Origin of the sequence: Bifidobacterium apousia, assembly GCF_007559275.1 — a bacterium.
GTDB classification, from domain to species: Bacteria; Actinomycetota; Actinomycetes; order Actinomycetales; family Bifidobacteriaceae; genus Bombiscardovia; species Bombiscardovia apousia.
The window spans coordinates 411373-430584 of record NZ_VMHK01000002.1; the positions used below are offsets into that span (position 1 = coordinate 411373).

At 62.3% G+C, this 19212-nt stretch carries 14 protein-coding genes; 8 read left to right on the plus strand and 6 right to left on the minus strand.

Going from position 1 to position 19212, the window contains the following annotated elements; translation table 11 throughout:
• Nucleotides 1–44: 44 nt before the first annotated feature.
• The 4 genes from FPK30_RS04310 (at nt 45) to ileS (ending at nt 9020) form a co-directional block, all read left to right on the plus strand.
• Entirely contained in the window at nt 45–1454 is a 1410-nt protein-coding gene (locus FPK30_RS04310) for an MFS transporter (RefSeq protein ID WP_260804422.1), read from the plus strand.
• 207 nt (nt 1455–1661) lie between these two features.
• Nucleotides 1662–3989 (plus strand): glycoside hydrolase family 3 N-terminal domain-containing protein, encoded by a 2328-nt coding sequence (locus FPK30_RS04315; protein WP_144085445.1) that lies wholly within the window; start codon nt 1662–1664, stop codon nt 3987–3989.
• Between the two features lie 137 nt (nt 3990–4126).
• Nucleotides 4127–5401, plus strand: coding sequence for a glutamate-cysteine ligase family protein (locus FPK30_RS04320; RefSeq protein ID WP_144085446.1), 1275 nt, complete (start codon nt 4127–4129; stop codon nt 5399–5401).
• A gap of 274 nt (nt 5402–5675) precedes the next feature.
• Complete coding sequence (gene ileS, locus FPK30_RS04325; protein WP_186279377.1) at nt 5676–9020, plus strand: mupirocin-resistant isoleucine--tRNA ligase; 3345 nt, start codon at nt 5676–5678, stop codon at nt 9018–9020.
• Between the two features lie 145 nt (nt 9021–9165).
• On the opposite strand, the gene FPK30_RS04330 is transcribed toward ileS, so the two are convergent.
• On the minus strand, nt 9166–10113 hold the full coding sequence (locus tag FPK30_RS04330; protein WP_144085447.1) for an aldo/keto reductase: 948 nt from the start codon (nt 10111–10113) through the stop codon (nt 9166–9168).
• A 166-nt stretch (nt 10114–10279) separates the two neighbouring features.
• Here FPK30_RS04330 and FPK30_RS04335 point away from each other — a divergent pair, with 166 nt between their 5' ends.
• The gene (locus FPK30_RS04335) at nt 10280–11248 is read left to right on the plus strand and encodes an SPFH domain-containing protein (RefSeq protein ID WP_144085448.1); all 969 of its coding nucleotides are present in this window, start codon (nt 10280–10282) and stop codon (nt 11246–11248) included.
• 8 nt (nt 11249–11256) lie between these two features.
• On the opposite strand, the gene FPK30_RS04340 is transcribed toward FPK30_RS04335, so the two are convergent.
• Together FPK30_RS04340 and murI are read right to left on the minus strand one after the other, a co-directional pair.
• Nucleotides 11257–12108, minus strand: a complete 852-nt coding sequence (locus tag FPK30_RS04340; protein ID WP_121913983.1) for a patatin-like phospholipase family protein — start codon at nt 12106–12108, stop codon at nt 11257–11259.
• Nucleotides 12109–12176: 68 nt separating this feature from the next.
• The gene (murI, locus tag FPK30_RS04345; protein WP_144085449.1) at nt 12177–12962 is read right to left on the minus strand and encodes a glutamate racemase; all 786 of its coding nucleotides are present in this window, start codon (nt 12960–12962) and stop codon (nt 12177–12179) included.
• Between the two features lie 67 nt (nt 12963–13029).
• Between murI and dapF the strand changes: the two genes are divergently transcribed.
• Nucleotides 13030–13995 carry a diaminopimelate epimerase gene (gene dapF, locus FPK30_RS04350; RefSeq protein ID WP_144085450.1) on the plus strand — a complete coding sequence of 322 codons (966 nt, stop codon included), beginning with the start codon at nt 13030–13032 and terminating at the stop codon, nt 13993–13995.
• On the opposite strand, the gene FPK30_RS04355 is transcribed toward dapF, so the two are convergent.
• On the minus strand, nt 13996–14604 hold the full coding sequence (locus tag FPK30_RS04355; protein WP_144085451.1) for a vitamin K epoxide reductase family protein: 609 nt from the start codon (nt 14602–14604) through the stop codon (nt 13996–13998).
• Between the two features lie 71 nt (nt 14605–14675).
• On the opposite strand from FPK30_RS04355, the gene FPK30_RS04360 reads away from it, so the two are divergent.
• Nucleotides 14676–15563, plus strand: coding sequence for a PHP domain-containing protein (locus FPK30_RS04360; RefSeq protein ID WP_144085452.1), 888 nt, complete (start codon nt 14676–14678; stop codon nt 15561–15563).
• 64 nt (nt 15564–15627) lie between these two features.
• Here the strand turns inward: FPK30_RS04360 and FPK30_RS04365 are convergent, their stop codons facing one another.
• The gene (locus tag FPK30_RS04365) at nt 15628–15867 is read right to left on the minus strand and encodes a DUF3107 domain-containing protein (protein ID WP_144085453.1); all 240 of its coding nucleotides are present in this window, start codon (nt 15865–15867) and stop codon (nt 15628–15630) included.
• Nucleotides 15868–15956: 89 nt separating this feature from the next.
• Nucleotides 15957–17591 carry a phosphotransferase gene (locus FPK30_RS04370; RefSeq protein WP_144085454.1) on the minus strand — a complete coding sequence of 545 codons (1635 nt, stop codon included), beginning with the start codon at nt 17589–17591 and terminating at the stop codon, nt 15957–15959.
• Nucleotides 17592–17694: 103 nt separating this feature from the next.
• Between FPK30_RS04370 and FPK30_RS04375 the strand changes: the two genes are divergently transcribed.
• Nucleotides 17695–19185: an ATP-dependent helicase gene (locus FPK30_RS04375; RefSeq protein ID WP_186279378.1), complete on the plus strand. Its 1491-nt coding sequence runs from the start codon at nt 17695–17697 to the stop codon at nt 19183–19185.
• Nucleotides 19186–19212 lie beyond the last annotated feature (27 nt).

Here is a 19212-nt window from a genome sequence, read left to right on the forward strand (position 1 = left end):
AATTTGACAAAGGTTAAAGACAGATATAATGTCCTGTATCTTAGATGACAAAGATAATAGTCATCCCAAGAAGAGATAAATCAAAGGTGATGTTTTGTAGAAAGAAGAAAGATATGTCAGGTACTAATGAAGCTACCGAAGATATCTCGCGTGAGCAACGATTAGAAAAATATCGTGTCGCTATAGAAAAAGCGGAAAAAGATCCGAGTCTGTCACCAGAAACCGGGTTGCCCTTTTCGAAGACGACTATCATCCGTTACGGAATTGCTTTTCTGGGTTTTGGTATTTTTTGGATGGTCGGGATTAACGCTGTTTCAGCCTTCATCATTCCTCTTCGTTTGAAGGCCATGGTTCACAACCCGGAGAGCGTCATAGCTATCAATGGTGTGGTGTCTTCGGTGTTTTCGCTTCTGTCCAACTTGATCTTCGGCAATTTCTCTGACCGAACCAGATCTCGCTTCGGCAGAAGGACGCCTTGGATCATAGTGGGAGCCATTGTCGGTGGCGTCTTCATGTTTTTGACGGGTATAGCTCCCAACGCGTTCTGCATAGTTGCTTTCTTCGGACTTGCCATGGCTGGCTTAAATATGATGATTGCACCTGTTGTTGCTTTTCTGTCCGACAGAGTGCCTTCAGGTATTCGTGCAACGATGAGTGCTTTTTATGGTGCCGGTTCCACTGTCGGTGCTCCTTTGGGTACACTTTTGGCGACGCAGCTTATGAACAACCGGACCATGTCTGCTGTTTGCGCTGGGGCGTTTATGCTGGCCAGCGGAATCTTTGTCATTCTTATTATCCCCAGGGAGCATTCTGCTGATTTTCTTCCTCAAGACAGCGGAACTTTGAAAGATATTGCAATGTCTTTCAAGCCTCCAGTCTTTAAGGCCAATCATGATTTTTACAAGGCGTTTTGTGGTCGTCTTTGCATGCTTATGGGTTATCAGATGATTTCCGCCTATCAGCTTTATATCGTCACAGATCATGTTGGGCAGGATACTAAAACGGCGGCCAAGACTATTGCAGTCATGTCGGTCATATCAATGGTGGTTTCACTGCTTGGCCCTGTTGTTTCCGGGCCGCTTTCGGATATTTTGAATCGTCGCAAAGTCCCGGTCTTCATTGCATCAGTACTCTTTGCCATAGGTATTGCTATGCCATGGATCATGCCAACAACGATGGGTATGTATCTTTATGCTGGTCTGGCAGGTTTGGGATATGGTGTGTACTCGTCTGTAGATCAGGCGTTGAACGTCGACGTGCTATCCAATAAGGAAGAGGCCGGTAAGGATCTCGGCATTCTCAATTTGGCTACAACTCTGGGACAAATGATTGGGCCAGTTGTCACATCGACTATTGTCAATATAACTGGCGGATATCCTGTGGCTTTTGCAACTTCTATCTGCCTGGCAATTCTCGGTTCTGTGTTTATCTTGTCCATTCGGGGCGTTCGTTGACTCCAGTTTGGGACAAATTAAGGAGAATATCATAGGCACTAGAGGGATTGCATCGAAGCCGTTGATTCTGCTGCTTGCTCAAGAGATGCTGCTTGGCTGTGCCTTTGTTGATCTAAACCCTAGTTATCGGCATTTGTGCTTCATGCAGGGAAACCGTATGAAGCACAAGGATTTCTCTAGTATGTAGAAGTATTTGTAGCTTCAGTAATGGTCATTTGGAAAAGAGAAACTGGTTTGGTCGTGCAAGCGAACACGCAGAATATGCCCTATAGAAATGTGCGTCTTGGAGTGAACGAGCGGGTGTCTGATTTGCTGGTCAGGATGACCCGTGAGGAAAAAGTGGGTCAGATGATGCAGCTCGATGCTCGCCAGGGGGTGGACAAGGAGGTGGTGGATCAGCACGTCGGCTCCCTGCTCCATGTCTCTCCGAAGAACATGATCAAGGCTGACAAGGCCGTTCATCGCACACGACTGGGCATCCCCCTGCTGATCGGCGACGACTGCATCCACGGCCATTCCTTCTTCCGCGGGGCCACCATCTTTCCCGAGCAGCTGGGCATGGCGGCCTCCTTCGACCCGGAATTGGTTCAGCGGATGGGACGGGCTACGGCCCAGGAGGTCGCCGCAACAGGCATCCATTGGACCTTCTCCCCGGTGCTTTGCATCGCCAGGGACACCCGCTGGGGCCGGGTGGATGAGACCTTCGGCGAGGACCCCTTCCTGATCGGCGAGATGGCCTCGGCCATGGTGCGCGGCTACCAGGGCGGATCAGCCATGACCGGGACCCTGCCTAAGGATGCCGTGCTGGCCACGGCCAAGCACTTCGCCGGCTACTCCGAGACCCAGGGGGGGCGCGATGCCTCCGAGGCCGACCTCTCGCACCGCAAGCTGCTCTCCTGGTTCCTGCCGCCCTTCGAGCGCCTGGCCAAGGAGGGCGTGGCCACCTTCATGCTGGGCTACGAGTCCATCGACGGGGTACCGGTCACCATCAACAACTGGCTGCTCAACGACGTGCTTCGTGGGGAGTGGGGCTACCAGGGTACCCTGATCACCGACTGGGACAATGTGGGCCGGATGGTCTGGGAGCAGAAGGTGCAGCCCGACTACACCAGGGCCGCCGCTGCCGCCGTCAAGGCCGGCAATGACCTGATCATGACCACGCCCGGCTTCTACCAGGGGGCCTTGGATGCACTGGATGCCGGGCTTCTGCACGAGGAGGACCTTGATCGGGCGGTCAAGCACATCCTGGCCCTGAAATTCCGCATGGGGCTCTTCGAGGATCCGCGTCTGCCCGACCCCCAAGCCCAGAAGGCGATCATCAACTCTAAGGAGCACCAGGAGCTCAACCTCCAGGTGGCCCAGGAGTCGGCGGTCCTTTTGAAGAACGACGGCATCCTGCCTCTGTTCGGCGGGGTTGATGCCGATGGCCGCCCTGGCGATGATTCAGCGCATAGTATCGCCCTGGTGGGTCCGCTGATCGACGATGCCCAGAACCAGCTGGGGGACTGGGCTGGCGGTTCGGGTCAGTGCGACTGGATCAAGGACCAGCCTCGGGAGATGATCTCGACAGTGGCCGACGGTCTGCGCCAGGAGCTGCCTGCAAACTGGCGGCTCGACTGCGAGCAGGGCGTCGATGTGCTCCGTCTGGTCGACGACCCTGCGGGTCCGCTCTTCCCCGATGGCCAGCCCAGGCCCAAGGTGGCGGCCCCGGCCAGGATCGATCAGGGCCGCTTCGACAGGGCCGTAGACCTGGCCAGGCAAAGCGACCTGGTGGTGGCCGTGGTCGGCGACGTGGTCCAGCTGGTGGGCGAGGGCCGTTCGACTGCCACCCTGGAACTCTACGGTCCTCAGCGCGATTTGCTGGATGCCCTGGCGCAGACGGGCACGCCCATGGTCATCGTGCTTATGTCCTCCAAGCCGCTGATCCTGCCTCCGTCCGCACGGGCTGCCAGAGCCCTGATCTGGCAGCCCGATCCTGGTATGCAGGGTGGTCGTGCCCTGGCCAGGATTCTCACCGGCAAGGTTGAGCCCACAGGCAGGCTGCCCATCACCTTCCCCAGGCATGCCGGGCAGCTGCCGGTCTACTACAACCAGATCCGGGGCCAGCATGGTGACCGCTATGCCGATCTGACCCAGGATCCGACCTTCGCCTTCGGCCAGGGGATGGGCTACACCACCTTTGCCTACGGAAAGCCCCAGATCGATGGACCGGATGCCGTCGGCCCTGAAGACAGGGTCAGGGTGACTGTGGACCTGACCAACACCGGCCAGCGCCCAGGCACCGAGGCGGTGCAGGCCTACATCAGCGACCTGGTGACCTCCGTCAGCTGGGCCGACCGCGAGCTCAAGGCCTTCCAAAGGATTCAGCTGGATCCAGGGCAGACCCGGAAGGTGGTTTTTGATCTACCGGTGTCTGAGTGGACCCTGGTTGATGCCGACTGCAACCGCAGGGTCGAGCCCGGTCAGTTCCAGGTGCTGGTGGGATCCTCCTCGCGCAGGGAAGACCTGCAGGCCGTGACGGTGACCGTGGGCTGAGCCTGAAATCGACCGGGTTGCGGTTGCTTTAGGTTTCGGTTGTTCTGGATTGCCGCCGGTCGACTGACCGATACCTTGTTGTGGAACTCCTCGCGTGTTGGTTGCCCATGGCCCTCGGCCGCTCTTACCATGACAGCATGAGGAAAAGCGTAGGCGCTGGGTATGCGCACCTGTTGACGGTCCCCAATCCTCGGCATGTGGCCAGCCTGGTTGACTACTTCACACGCGGATCCAAACCACGGTCCCAGTGGCGGTTCGGTATTGAGATCGAGCATCTGCCGGTGCGCAATGATGGTTCCGATGCCCCGGTTCCCTATGAGGGGGAGCGGGGCATCGAGGCCCTGCTGTCTGCCTTGGAGCCCTGCTATGACGGCGATGCAGAATACCGGGAGGATGGTCACCTGGTCGGGCTGAGCAGGCCGGGTTGCGTGGTCTCCCTGGAGCCCGGGAGCCAGGTGGAGTGCTCCCTAGGTGTGGTACGTGACAGCCGAGAATTCGAGGATCTCTACCGTCGCTTCCGTGCCGAGGTCGACCCCATCGCCGAGCGACTGGGGTTCCGTCTGGTCGAGTACGGGTACCGTCCGGCTGGGTCCTATGCGGATGTGGGCGTCAATCCCAAGGAACGTTATGCGGTCATGAACAACTACCTGGGTCGCATCGGCCAGTGCGGGCCCATGATGATGCGCAGCACCGCCTCCACCCAGATCAGCATCGACTACCAGGACGAGGATGATGCCATCGCCAAGATCCGTCTGGGCACGGCCATCGGGCCTATTGTGGCCTACTTCTTCCGCAACACTCCAATCTTTGAGGGGAAGCCCAACCGCATGCCCCTGCGACGCCAGCGGATCTGGGACTGGCTCGACACCCAGCGCACAGGCCTGATTCCTGGGCTTTTCGAGGACGGCTTCGGCTGGGAGGACTATGCCGTGGACATGCTCTCCACCCCGCTCATGGTGGCCGATATCTCCCACACTCCTGAGGTGGACGGGCCACAGGGGCAGCAGGTCTTCATCGCCTGGCACGAAAACGCCGGGGAGATCTATCCTGACCGCCGGCTCAACGATGCCGAGATAGCGCACATCCTGACCACGCACTTCAATGACGTCCGCCTGAAGAACTACATCGAGCTCAGGCACTGGGACTCCCTGCCCATGGAACGGGCCAGCCGGCTTATGGACGTTATCGGCGGCATTTTCTATGACTCTGATAGATTCGCCGGACTCCTCGGCTTCTTGGATGGCGTGAGCGAGGGGGATGTGCTCCTGGCCAAGGCCGACCTGCAGGTTCGCGGCGGCCAGGCCAGCCCCTATGGCCGCTCCCTGGATTTCTGGCGACAGGCGCTCGGTGCCCAGGACACTCTGGATGATCTGCCGGGTGACCCGCGCCATCCCGATCGCCTCCAGTCCTGACGACGGTTTCGTTATGCGAACGGGTGGGTCCGGTTTCCTGAGGATGGTATAATCTGGTCACCAATGGGCCTTGATCCGTCATCAGCGGGGAGCCCTCGGAAGAACGGGCTCGCTTGCGGCGATCCTCAGTAGAACCGACGGGCGGGCCCGCACAGCCCAGTTCAAGCGGTCCGGCGCAGATCATGGCCGGGCAAGCGAGGTGGTACCGCGGTGGGCCCCATGGGTCCCTCGTCCTCGACATGGCGACATGAACGACCAGCGAGGAGCGTGAACGGTGAATCAGACCACTGATACCTCAGATGCGACAAAACGGGATGGCGAAGTCTATCCCAAGGCGGTGGTGGACCCGGCTCTGGCCAAGGTGACGCCCAATCCCTCCTTCCCTCATATGGAGGAGTCCGTTCTGGACTACTGGGACCATGACGACACTTTCAACAAGTCAGTGGATCGTCGTCCGTCCGGCGATCATGCCGACAATGAGTTCGTCTTCTTCGACGGCCCGCCCTTCGCCAACGGCCTGCCCCACTATGGGCACCTGCTGACCGGCTACGTCAAGGATGTCATTCCCCGCTACCAGACCATGAAGGGCCACAAGGTCAAGAGGGTCTTCGGCTGGGACACCCACGGCCTGCCCGCCGAGCTGGAAGCACAGCGCGAGCTCGGCATCGACAGCGTGGATCAGATCGAACAGATGGGCATCGAGAAGTTCAATGACGCCTGCCGCGCTTCTGTGCTCAAGTACACCAGCGAGTGGAAGGACTACGTCCACCGGCAGGCCCGCTGGGTGGACTTCGACCACGGCTACAAGACCCTGGACGTCTCCTACATGGAGTCGGTCATGTGGGCCTTCAAGACCCTTTACGAGAAGGGCCTGGCCTACGAGGGCTACAGGGTGCTGCCCTACTGCTGGAAGGATCAGACCCCGTTGTCCAACCACGAGCTGCGCATGGATGCCGATGTCTACCAGGACCGGCAGGACACCACCGTCTCCGTGGCCGTCAAGCTCAGGGACGAAGACGCCTATGCGGTCTTCTGGACCACCACCCCCTGGACCGTCCCCACCAACCTGGCCATCGTGGTCGGCGCTGACATCGAGTACTCGGAGGTCAGTCCGGTGTCGGGGCCCTTCGCCGGCAAGCGCTTCTACATCGCCACGGCCCGTCTGGGCGACTACGCCAAGCAGCTGGGGGAGGACTACCAGGTGGTCCGCACCCTCAAGGGCTCCCAGATGGAGGGCTGGCGGTACTGGCCGGTCTTCCCCTACTTCGCCGGAGAGCAGGCCGAATCCGAGGGCGGCACTCCTGGCCCCAATGCCTATACCATCTACACGGCCGACTACGTCGACACCGTGGAGGGCACCGGCCTGGTCCACCAGGCTCCCTATGGCGAGGACGATATGAACACCCTGAACGCCAAGGGCATCCGCAGCGTGGACGTGCTCGATGCAGGGGCCGTCTTCACCGAGCAGTGCCCGGACTACCAGGGCCTGCAGGCCTTCGAGGCCAACATGCCCATCGTCCGCAACCTACGCGCCGGCGACGGCCCCCTGGCACAGATCCCGGCCGAGCACCGGGCCCTCCTCTTCCAGGAGAAGAGCTACGTCCACTCCTACCCCCACTGCTGGCGTTGCGGCACCCCGCTGATCTACAAGCCGGTCTCCAGCTGGTTCGTCTCCGTGACCAAGATCAAGGACCGCCTCCTGGAACTCAACCAGCAGATCAACTGGATCCCCGGAAACGTCAAGGACGGCCAGTTCGGCAAGTGGCTGGCCAATGCCCGCGACTGGTCCATCTCCCGCAACAGGTTCTGGGGCTCGCCCATTCCGGTCTGGGTCTCGGACGATCCCAAGTATCCTCGGGTGGACGTCTACGGGTCCTTGGATGAGCTCAAGAAGGACTTCGGCCGCTACCCGACTGATGACAAGGGGCAGATCAACATGCATCGGCCCTGGATCGACCAGCTGACCAGGCCCAACCCTGACGACCCCACCGGCAAATCCACCATGCACAGGATCACCGATGTGCTGGACTGCTGGTTCGAGTCGGGTTCCATGCCCTTCGCCCAGTTCCACTACCCCTTCGAGAACAAGCAGTATTTTGAGGACAGAGATCCCTGCGATTTCGTGGTGGAGTACATCGGCCAGACCCGTGGCTGGTTCTATACCATGCACATCATGTCCACGGCCCTCTTCGACCGCCCGGCCTTCAAGAATGTGATCTGCCACGGCATCGTCCTGGGCTCCGACGGCCAGAAGATGAGCAAGCACCTGCGCAACTATCCGGATGTGAACGAGGTCTTCGACAAGTACGGATCCGACGCCATGCGCTGGTTCCTGATGAGCTCGTCCATCTTGCGCGGCGGCAACCTGGTCGTCACCGCCGATGGCATTCGCGACACGGTCCGCCAGGTCATGTTGCCGGTCTGGAGCTCCTATTACTTCTACACGCTCTACGCCAACGCGGCCAACAAGGGCGCCGGCTACCAGGCCCAGGCGCTGACGCCGGACCGGGTGGCGAGCCTGCCGGAGATGGACCGCTTCCTGCTGGCACGCACCCGTCGGCTGATCCAGTCAGTGCAGAAGGCCCTGGACGACTTCGCCATCTCCGAGGCCTGCGATGCGGTGACCGACTTCATCGATGTGCTGACCAACTGGTACATCCGCAACAACCGCGACCGCTTCTGGGGCGAGGACCACCAGGCTTTCGATACCCTCTACACGGTTCTGGAGGCCTTCGCCCGCCTTCTGGCCCCCCTGGCGCCCATGGAAGCCGAGCAGATCTGGCGGGGCCTGACCGGTGGCGAGTCTGTCCATCTGGCCGACTGGCCCTTCCTGGCCGACGAGGCCACCGGGCAGGAGACCGAACTGGGACAGGTCCTGCGTGACGATCCTGCCCTGGTAGCCGCCATGGAGAAGGTCCGCGAGGTGGTTTCGGCCACTCTGGCCCTGCGCAAGGCCGAGCAGATTCGCGTCCGCCAGCCCCTGTCCCTGCTGACCGTGGTGGTTCGTGACCCCGACGCGGCCCGCCCCTACGTGGACGTGCTCAAGTCCGAGCTCAACATCAAGGACGTGGAGTTCTGCACCCTGGACCAGGCCGGCCGGCATGGTCTGCGGATCATCCACGATCTCAAGGTCAATGCCCGTGCGGCCGGACCCCGGCTGGGCAAGCAGGTCCAGTTCGTCATCAAGGCTTCCAAGCAGGGCGACTGGTCCGAGCAGGACGGCCACGTGGTCGTCACCACCCCCGACGGAGCGGTGGCCCTGGAACCCGGCGAATACGAGCTGGACAACCGGATCGAGCAGGAGGATGGCTCCCAGGCCGACCGGTCGGCCTCTGCGGCCCTGCCCACCGGCGGCTTCGTCATTCTCGACACCCAGCTGGACGACGATCTCCTAGCGGAGGGCTATGCCAGGGATCTGATCCGCCAGGTTCAGGATGCTCGGAAGACCGCTGGCCTGGACATCGCTGACCGGATTCGGCTCACCCTGACCCTCCCCAAGGAGGATGCCTCCAAGGCTCAGCAGTTCAGCGACCTGATCGCAGGCGAGACCCTGGCCACCAGTCTGACCGTCAATGCTGGCGATCTGGACCAGCCGCAGGTCGACCTGGTCAAAGCCTGATCATCGTTGCATACAAAGGGCCTCCATCCTGTATCGGATGGAAGCCCTTTGGAAGCCCTTTGCTACAAGCTCTGCCTGGCTCGGTGCTCGTCTGCGCCACGCTTGGCCGTGCTGCCGGCAACCGCGATGGAGCGCCGGCTGCTGATCAGCCCTTGACCTTGTCGCTGACCTGGTCCAGGGTCTGCATGTCCTGGTCGCTCAGTTCCAGATGGGCAGCGGCCAGAAGGGCCGGCAGCTGCTCGGGGGTGCGTGCAGAGGCGATGGGGGCTGCGATCCCAGGCCTGTGGTTGAGCCAGGCCAGGGCTACGGTGGCCAGCTCGACCCCGTGGGCCTTGGCGATGCCGTCCATGGCAGCGACCACGTCCAGCCCCTCCTGGGTGAAGAAGTCCTTGACCATGCCCTCGCGCTTTTTGCCCTTGAGGTCGTCCATGGTCCGGTACTTGCCCGTCAGGAAGCCCGAAGCCAGCGAGAAGTATGGGAAGACCGCCAGATCCTCGTCCTTGGCGACCTGCATGAGGCCATTCTCATAGTCCTTGCGGTAGACCAGGTTGTACTGGGGTTCCAGGGCCACCGGCAGGGTCAGGCCCTCCTTGCGTGCAATGCTGAACCATTCGCGGATTCGGTCCGGGGTGTAGTTGGACAGGCCGATGGCCCGGACCTTGCCCTCCTTGACCAGCTTGTCGAAGGCTGCCGCAGTCTCCTCCAGGGGGGTGGAGCTGTCGTCGAAGTGGGCATAATAGAGGTCGATCACATCCAGGCCCAGCCTGAGCAGGGAGGCGTCGGCAGCGGCCTCGATGTTCTTGGCTGAAAGACCGGAGTACTGGGGGTGCTGGCTGACCTTGGTAGCCACCAGGACCTTGTTGCGGTTGCCGTTCTTGGCCAGCCAGCGGCCCAGGACGATCTCGGACTCGCCACCGGAGTGGCCTGGGGCCCAGGCCGAGTAGACGTCAGCTGTATCGATCAGGTTGCCCCCGGCTTCCGTGTAGGCGTCCAGGACCTGGTCAGACACAGATTCGTCGCTGGTCCATCCGAAGGTGTTGCCGCCCAGGACCAGGGGGAAGATTTCGGCGTCGATGCCGCGTAGTTTTGCCATATTCATCCTTTCGGGTTGAAGGCTTGTTAAACCGAGTCTATTACGGCTTATGCGCCCGAACCGATTATCCAGACGAGTCCATCATGTATGGTGATGAGAGGATAGGCTGGAATGGTGCGGTTCTCAGGTCCGGCCCCAAGGGTTTTAAGCTCGAAGGAGAACACTCATGCATCTGGGCATCGCCATTGTGATCGCCGTGCTGGTCCTGGCGCTGATCATCTTCCTTCTGGGGATTTTCGTGGTGCCCCAGCAGCAGGCGGACGTCATTGAGCGCTTCGGCAAGTACCACCGGGTGGCGCTGGCGGGCATCCACGCCAAGATCCCCTTGGTGGACCGGATAGCCGCCAAGACCAACCTGCGGGTCAACCAGCTGAACGTCAAGCTGGAGACCAAGACCAAGGACAACGTCTTCGTCACTGTGGAGGTCTCCACCCAGTTCCGGGTGGAGGCGGCCAACGTGTCTACGGCCTACTACGAGCTGGTCGACCCGGCGGGCCAGCTGCGCTCCTATATGGAGGACGCCCTCAGGTCGGCCATTCCCGCCCTGAGCCTGGACGACGCCTTCGCCCGCAAGGACGATATCGCCTCCGATGTGCAGCAGACCGTGGGCCAGGAGATGCAGCGCTTCGGGTTCTCGGTCATCAAGACCCTGGTCACGGCTATCGACCCCTCCGCCCAGGTCAAGCAGGCCATGGACTCCATCAATGCGGCCCAGCGTGAGAAGGAAGCCACCAGGGAGCGCGCCGAAGCTCGTCGGATCGAGATCGAGACCCAGGCCAGGGCCGATGCCGAGAAGACCAGGATGCAGGGCGAGGGCCAGGCCAACTACCGGCGGGAGATCGCCAACGGCATTGTGGACCAGATCAACAGTCTGCGGGCCGTGGGCATGGATATCGATGCGGTCAACAATGTGGTGCTCTTCAACCAATATCTGGATGTGATGCGCTCGCTGGCCGAGTCCGACAATGCCAAGACCCTGGTTCTGCCGGCGGCTACCCCCGGCGGTTACAACGAGCTCTTCAACCAGATGACCGCAGCGCTGATGACCGCCCAGAGCACCCAGGGCAGTGCGGATCCCCGCCACGGCCGCAGGAGTGCGGGCGCAGAGGGCGGGGCCGGGACGCCGGTTCTGTAAGGCCTTGCTCAGCTTTCCAGGAAGTCGGCTATGGCCTCGGCGGCCCGATAGCCCTTGTCGTACATGGCGTTGAGTCCCTTGAGCGACTTGCTCAGCGTGGTCAGCCCACACAGGCTGTCCGGGGCCAGGATGAGCACTTGGCCCTTCTTCTCGGCCTGCTTGGCCAGGGCCACCTCGTCGTTGTAGGTGCGGTAGCGCTCCATCAGGCGCTCGCCGGCCGCCGGATACGTCCTGGCCAGGATCCGTGCCGGCAGGACATCCTTCTTCTGCTCGCGCAGAATGTCCCTCTGACGGGTCAGGACCAGGACGATGCGCTCGTAGCCCTCGTCCATGGCCTTGCGGACCGGGACCGGGTCGGCGATGCCGCCGTCCAGATAGGGCACCCCATCGATCATGTAGGGCTTGTTGGCCACGGGCACGGTGGATGAGGCCTTGAGGATGTCGTAGTTGTCCTGGGCCAGGTCGGACTTGTCGAAGTAGACGGTGGATCCGTCAGTGGCCTTGCAGGCCACTACGGTGAACAGGGCCGGATTGGCCTTCAGCGCCTGGTAGTCCAGCGGGCATTCCCCGTCGTGGGCTGACAGTTTGCCGTAGACGTAGTCCAGATCGACAAAGGTGTGCTTGGTCAGGAAGTTGCTCACGCTCGCGTACTCCTTGCGGGAGGAATACACCGTGTAGAAGCGGTAGCAGCGCCTGAGCTGGCCCGACAGGAATGAGGCCAGATTGGCGCTGCCGGCCGAGACCCCGTAGCAGTGATCGAAGGTGATGCCCTGCTCCATGCAGCGGTCGAAGACGCCGGCGCCGAAGATGGACCGGTAGCCGCCGCCTACGTCGATGACGGCTGTTCTTTTGCGTGCCATGGGCACCTCGTTTCCTGACAAGTATCCGCGCTTGATGTCAGCTTATGCGTGAACGTAGGACAAGCCGTTCAGGGGCGGCAGGAGGCCAGCAGCCGCTTGGACAGATCCAGCATGGCCGGTGAGGAATCAGAGTTGGCGATCTGTACGCTGCCGGGGCCCGGGCCCGGGTTGAGGGCATCGGCCTGGGCCAGCAGATCCTTGAGGTGGCGGGCCGTTCCAGGGTTGCCGTCGACCAGTGCCAGGCCTGGCGGGCAGATGTGGGCGATGGATTGTCGGAAGAAGACGAAGTGGGTGCAGCCCAGGACCAGGGCATCCAGGGTCTGCAGGTCATAGGGATCCAAATAACGGTGCAGGGTGGCATCGACCAGGGCCTGGTCATTCAGCCTGTCAGACTCCACAATGGTCACCAGGTCCGGGCAGGGCTGGGTGAGGATGGTGTGCCTGCCGGAGAACCGTGCCATCAGGCGTGAGAACTTGGCCTCCTTCAAGGTCAGCGGGGTGGCCGTGACCAGAACCCGCTGGGGTCTACCTCCGCCGCGCATGCAAGCGAGTTTCAGTGCCGGCTCCATGCCGATGACCGGGACCGGGTAGCGCCGGCGCATGTCATCCACGCAGACGCTGGTGGCGGTGTTGCAGGCGATGACCATGGCCTTGACGCCCTGGTCCATGAACCGGTCGCCGATGACCTGGCAGCGCTGGGTGATCTGGTCCGGCTTCTTGATGCCGTAGGGGGCGTAGGCGGAATCGCCGAAGTAGAGCAGATTTTCTTGGGGGAGGAGGTTGCGGATGGCTGCAGTGACGCTCAGACCGCCGAGTCCGGAGTCGAAGATCCCGATCGGTGCAACTGATGTCATCTGATCCGCTCCTTTCGCAGCCGAAGAACCACCCTAGCCTGTCGCCGAAGGGCCGTACGCTACAAGCATGAGTATTCCCCGGACTGTTTACAAAATGCAAGCCACCGGCAACGATTTTGTGGTCTACGCCGATCCCCGGGGGGATTTGGAGCCTACGGCCGACCAGGTGCGCTGGCTGTGCGACCGTCATTTCGGGGTCGGGGCCGACGGGGTCATCCGGCTGACCCATCCGGCTGATGTCAGCGACTTGAATCAGGACCAGGTGGATGCCTGTGATCGTTTCGGCTGTCAGTGGTTCATGGACTACCGCAACGCGGACGGATCACTGGCTCAGATGTGCGGCAACGGGACCCGGGCTGTCACCCTTTTCGCCCAGAAGCAGGGGCTGACACCGACTATGGAAGGTTCCTCCTTCCTGCTGGGGACCCGGGCCGGGGTCAAGCGGATCGTCTCGCGCAGTCCGATGAAGTGCGACGGCGAGCATGTGTTCAAGGTCAAGGTCGGGGCCTGGCGGATGGGCCCGGTGGGGCAGCAGCTGGTCGACGGCGGCGCCCTGGGAGGCTCGGCTCCTGGCACCATGGTGGATATGGGCAATCCTCATGCAGTCGTTCTGACTGCAGTCGCTGCCGAATTGGAGTCCAGCGAGCTGCCCGGGACCGTGACCGATCTGCTGGCTAGGACCGATCTGCCCGATCCGGGCGATCTGGACCTGTCGGCCCCGCCGCGGGTCAGGCCCGGGCTGGCCGAAGGTCAGAATGTGGAATTCCTGCGTCTGGATGCCCTGGATGCCGACAACGGTAGCGGTCGGGCCACCATGAGGGTCTATGAGCGTGGCGTGGGCGAGACCCTGTCCTGCGGGACCGGTCTGTGCGCCAGCGGCGTGCTGTTGCGAGCCCTGACTGGGGTTGACCATTGGACTGTCCAGGTGGGCGGGGGCCGTCTGCAGGTGGATGTGGATCCGCAGGATGTGTGGCTGACTGGACCGGCCAGGATGGTCGCTCGTCTGACCCTGGAGCATGTGCCAGACTGTTGATCAGCCGAAGAGGGCGGATCCTTCCACAGCCAGGACGATAGTGGCCAGGGCGACCAGCCAGACCAGGTCGACCATCAGATCGAAGTGCCGCTGATAGTATGTCTGCAGCCATCCCGACCTCTTGCGCGGTAGACCCTGCTGGATGACCGTGGCGTGGCTGAAGGCCATGAACTGCAGACTGGTGGCGAAGGTCATGACCAGGCACCAGGGGCAGAGGGCGTGGATGACGAAGAGCGACTGGGTGAACAGCCAGAGCGCGTAGGCCAGAGCGGCAAGCGAGGCCAGCCAGGTCCCTGCCGCCAGCAGCGTAGGCATCTTGATTCGGCACAGGCCCACTACGGCCAGCGTCAGGAAGACGGCCTCGGCGATCAGCCCCAGGAAGGCATTGGGGATCGGCAGGGTCCCCAGGCGGATCAGTTCGGCCTGGGGGGACTGGGCCACGGCTGAGCAGGAGACCACCGAGTTGATGTCACAGCTGAGCTGGCCCTGGGGGTGACGCGCCAGTTGCAGGGTTTCCGCTGACAGGGCCAGGCTGGCGTAGAGCGCCGCAAACGAGGTCAGGGCGGCAATCAGATAGCTGGAAGGGGCTGACGAGGTCGGTTCGCTCATGGGGTCCATCACCTCAATGGTCGGGAGGGTTCTCTGAGACGGGAACGCGTTCACGAGTTTAGGATGGAGGCATGACGCATGAGGATACTGGCACGGCCTCCGGCTGGGACCTGCACTGCCACACCGTGTTCTCCGACGGCACCGTGACGCCCCGGGGGATGGTCGAGCAGGCGCAGCAACTGGGACTGGAAGGTCTGGCCATCACCGACCATGACACCAATGCGGGCTGGGATGAGGCCCGTCAGGCGGCCCAGGACCTGGGAATGCCCCTGCTGCCGGGCACCGAAATCACTGCGCAGGACGGCCGTGTCTCGGTTCACATGCTGGCCTACCTCTACGATCCCAAGGATCCAGTCATCGCCGGGCTCTTTGCCAAGACCAGGGAGGCCAGGCTGAGCAGAACCAGGACCATGGTCGAGCGGATCTCCCGGGATTATCCGATCACCTGGCAGGATGTGCTGGACCAGGTCAAGGAGGGGTCGAAGACCACGGTGGGCCGCCCGCATATCGCCGATGCCCTGGTCAAGGCCGGTGTCTATGCCGACCGGAGCCAGGCCTTCGCCGGGGTCTGCTCCTCCAGGAGCGCCTACTACCTGCCTACACCCTCGCCGACTACCCACCAGGTGCTGGCGGCCGTCAACCACGCAGGCGGTGTCCTGGTCGTCGCCCACCCTGGTGCGGTCAACCGTAATCCCGTCCTGCTCTCCGACCAACAGATTGCCACGCTGGCCAGAGAGGGACTGGGCGGACTGGAGGTCTGGCATCGGGACAATCCGCCTGAGCAGCGTCGACGGCTCATGGCCCTGGCACAGCGTTGGGGGCTGCTGGTGACCGGAGGATCGGACTGGCACGGCCAAGGCAAGCCCAATCGCATGGGGGAGAACAGCACCAGTAGCGAGGTGGTGGCCCAAATCGTGGACAGGGCCCGGGGGAGCCGTCCGGTGGCCTGGAAGGGTTAGCGGATACGGATCGGGGGCGGTCGGACCACAAGGATCCAGCCGCCCCCGTCAGGCGATCACAGTCTCAGTCGGCGGAGCCTCCCAGGACACCGAAGCCGACCGGATGGGTGGTGTCTGAACCAACCACTGCGTAGCCCAGGGACTCCTTGGGAACGATGATGTGTCGGCCCTTGTCGTCCACCAGATCGATGGGTCCGCCCTCGTTCAGGGCCTGGGCGATGTGGGCAGCCACCTCATCCGCCTTGGCATTGGTGCTGAAGTTGACCGTGCGGGCCACATTTTTGATGCCGAATTCGATATCCATTGCTACCTCCAAGGTTGTTCTCCGTCGCCCAGACCGGCCGGTTCACGGATCTTCCGGTCTCATTATTCGCTGGCCCGGGTGATTACGCTCTAAGCGTCTCCCTGACGCTCCTCTTGCGCAGACCCGGGTTCCGACGGCGATGCCGAGGTCTGTCCGTCTGCAGTGAGCGTAGGGGTCTGCTCGGGCAGAGGCTTTCTGGGAATGACGACGGTCTCAGCCTGATCGCTGGCGAGGGTTTGTGCTGACGAGGCATCATGCGGCTGGGAAGCGGCCTCCCCTGACTGAGCGGGGTTCGAGGACTGGTTGTCTGCGGCCGGGTCGCCCATTGAGGCCTTCGGATTCGCCTCGCCATCCGCATCCTCGTCGCTAGTGGCTGGGTTGCCGATGCCGCGGAAGTGATCGCTCAGGCCTGACTGCTCCTCTCGGGGAGTAGGGGTAACAGCTGGTGGCTTGGATTGATCGTCGGTGCCGATGTCTATGCTCTGGGCCTGTCTGATGGGCTTATTCCTGGCTTCGGAATGGTCCATGGCGGTCTGGGTCTGAGCCAGGTCAGCCATTTCTGCCCTGCTGATGGCGATGGTGGCCGAGCTCTCATCCGAGGGTTCAAAGGAAGGTTCCCTGGACGGGGCAGTTGCATCTGCCGCGGCGGGGCCCTGCGCTGAGGCCGGATTCTCGGCATTGTCGTCGCCCAGCAGGGTGCCCACGGTGATGGTGGAGGGTGCGTCAGTGGGTGACGGACTCGGCGTCTGCTGCTGCCGACGGGTGCGTTGATCCTGCTCGTGGTCGCCCAGCTGCTGGGCCAGGCGCTCCACCTGGGCCTTGAATTGGATGATCCGTTCGTTATCCGCATGATCCAGGGCGGTGATGAAGTCGCCCACCTGTTCCATCTGCAGCCAGAGGTTGGCCCTGAGCATGATCAGGTCGTCCAGCCGGGCCCCCATCATCCTGCCATAGGCTGCGATGACGGCGTTGCGGCGGGACCCGTCCAGCTTGGCGAAGATCCAGGCCAGGTCACGGGCAGGATCGTTGACCTGCATGTCTTGCCAGCCGTAGACCCCGCTGAGTCCGGAGCCCGCGTAGAGCAAATCGCCGTCGGAGAAGCCTCCGTGCACGGTGCAGGTTTCAAAGGACCAGAGCCCGTCGGTTGCCACGATGGAGGCCCAGGAATCGGTGATTTCCTTGGGCACGTGGCCATCCATGCGCAGCCGCTTGATCCATCCCCGCAGCTGGGCCGCGATCTGGGCAGTGGAGAAGGCCGGATAGCCGTGGGTTTTCAGAAAATCAGGGCGCACCCGGTGGATGGCGCCGATGGCGGTGCCCGCGGCGGTGCATTCGTTCAGGGTCAGCAGGTGGAGGGGACGGATTCGGCCTGGGCAGTGGGTCATGACGGCAACAGCGGTGGTGCCGGTCGGACTGTCCGCCTTCTCGCCGGGCTGGTAGGCCAGGATGTGCTCGACCTTGAAGCCCATGGCCGCCATCTCCTTGGCATCGGCCAGAGCCTGAGCCGCTTTGACCCGAGCGGCCAGCCGGCGTTTGCCGGCTTCCGAGCTGGTGGCCCAGACGTCGTAGACGTTGCCGGTCGCGTCCTGGACCACGGCGCAGTCCACGCCCTGTGCATGGTCCAGGCTGCTGAGCTGGTCGCAGTCCCGCGCGCCGGTCATGGGCACCTCGGGCATGGCGGCCGACGCCAGGGCGGCCAGGGTCAGCTTCGTTCGTTCACTCACATTCTCAAGGATAATACAAGGACCGTTGTGGATACGGTTGTCCACTTGACCACATGGGCACGCCGCCGCCGGTTCCGGTACCGGCCTTTGACACAATGGGGGTGTGCATGAGGATGAGGAACGATTGCTGGAGGGTCTGGACCCCGCCCAGCGGCAGGCGGCCACCGTGCTCGACGGGCCTGTGCGAATCGTCGCTGGCGCCGGGGCTGGCAAGACCAGGACCATCACCCGGCGGATGGCCTATGCCTGCGCCAGTGGAAGCTGGGAGCCCTCCAGAACCTTGGCAGTGACCTTTTCGGTCCGTGCTGCAGCCGAGATGCGTGATCGTCTCACCAAGCTTGGCGTGTCGGCCTCCCTGAAGGCGGCGACCTTTCACTCGGCGGCCCTGCACCAGCTCAGGCGGGTCTGGCCCCAGGTCAGCGAGACTTACCCTCCCGACCTGATTGAGGATGTGGGCCCCCTGGTGTCCTCCGCCTACCAGCGGGTCTGCGGGCAGGAGGCCGACCCGGGCCAGGTCAGGGACCTGACTGCGGAGATCAACTGGGCAAAGGTGGGGCTGATCGCCCCCCAGGATTACGTTCGGGTCTGTGCGGCCAGCCACCGTCTGCCGCCGGCCGGTCTGGAGGCTGATCGGATGGCCGACCTGTACACGGTCTTCGAGAGCTCCAAGGCCGCCCATAATCAGATGGACTTCAACGATATTCTTCTGCTGGTCTGCCACATTTTGGAAGAGGGCGGCCAGGCTGCTGCTGACATTAGAGACCGCATCGGCTGGCTGACTGTGGACGAGTACCAGGATGTCTCGCCCCTGCAGCACCGCCTGCTCAAGCTTTGGCTCAACGGCAGGCAGAACCTGTGCGTGGTGGGGGACCCGGCCCAGACCATCTACTCCTTCGCTGGAGCCACCTCCTACTATCTGCTGAACTTCCCCCAGGAATTCCCGGGAATCAAGGCCGATCTGGACCTGTCCACCGACTACCGGTCCACGGGAAGGGTGGTTCACTACGCCAATGGCATTCTGGCTCGCTCGCCGGTGCGTGACGACTATCTGAAGCTGACCTCGGCCCGTCAGGAGGGCAGCAGGGTCGCGATGACCCGTTACGAGGACGATGGTGATGAGGCTGGGGCCGTGGCCTCACGTATATCCTCCATGATCCGGAAGGGGGCCCGGCCAGGCCAGTTTGCAATCCTGACGCGGATCAACGCCCAGCAGACCCTGATCTGCCGTGCCCTGCACGAACGCGGAATCGGCTACCGGGTGCGTACAGAGTCGGGCTGGCAGAACCAGTCGGTCGATATGAGCAGGCAGGAAGTGCTGGAACAGCTGGAGGGCGGCATGGGTCAGGGGAGGGTCACGGTCTCCACCATTCACGCTGCCAAGGGATTGGAGTTCGCCCATGTCTTCATTGTTGGCTGCGCCGAGGGGCTGATTCCCTTTGGCTCACCACCCGAGGGGGACGCTCTGGAAGAGGAGCGCCGCCTTATGTATGTGGGAGTGACCCGGGCCGAGGACACCCTGCACCTTTCCTATGCGGAGCACAAGGACGGCAGCGCCTTCGTCCGGCGCGCCCCCAGCCGGTTCATCCACCGCTGAGTGCCATTGTCTCGACCCTTGGAAGGC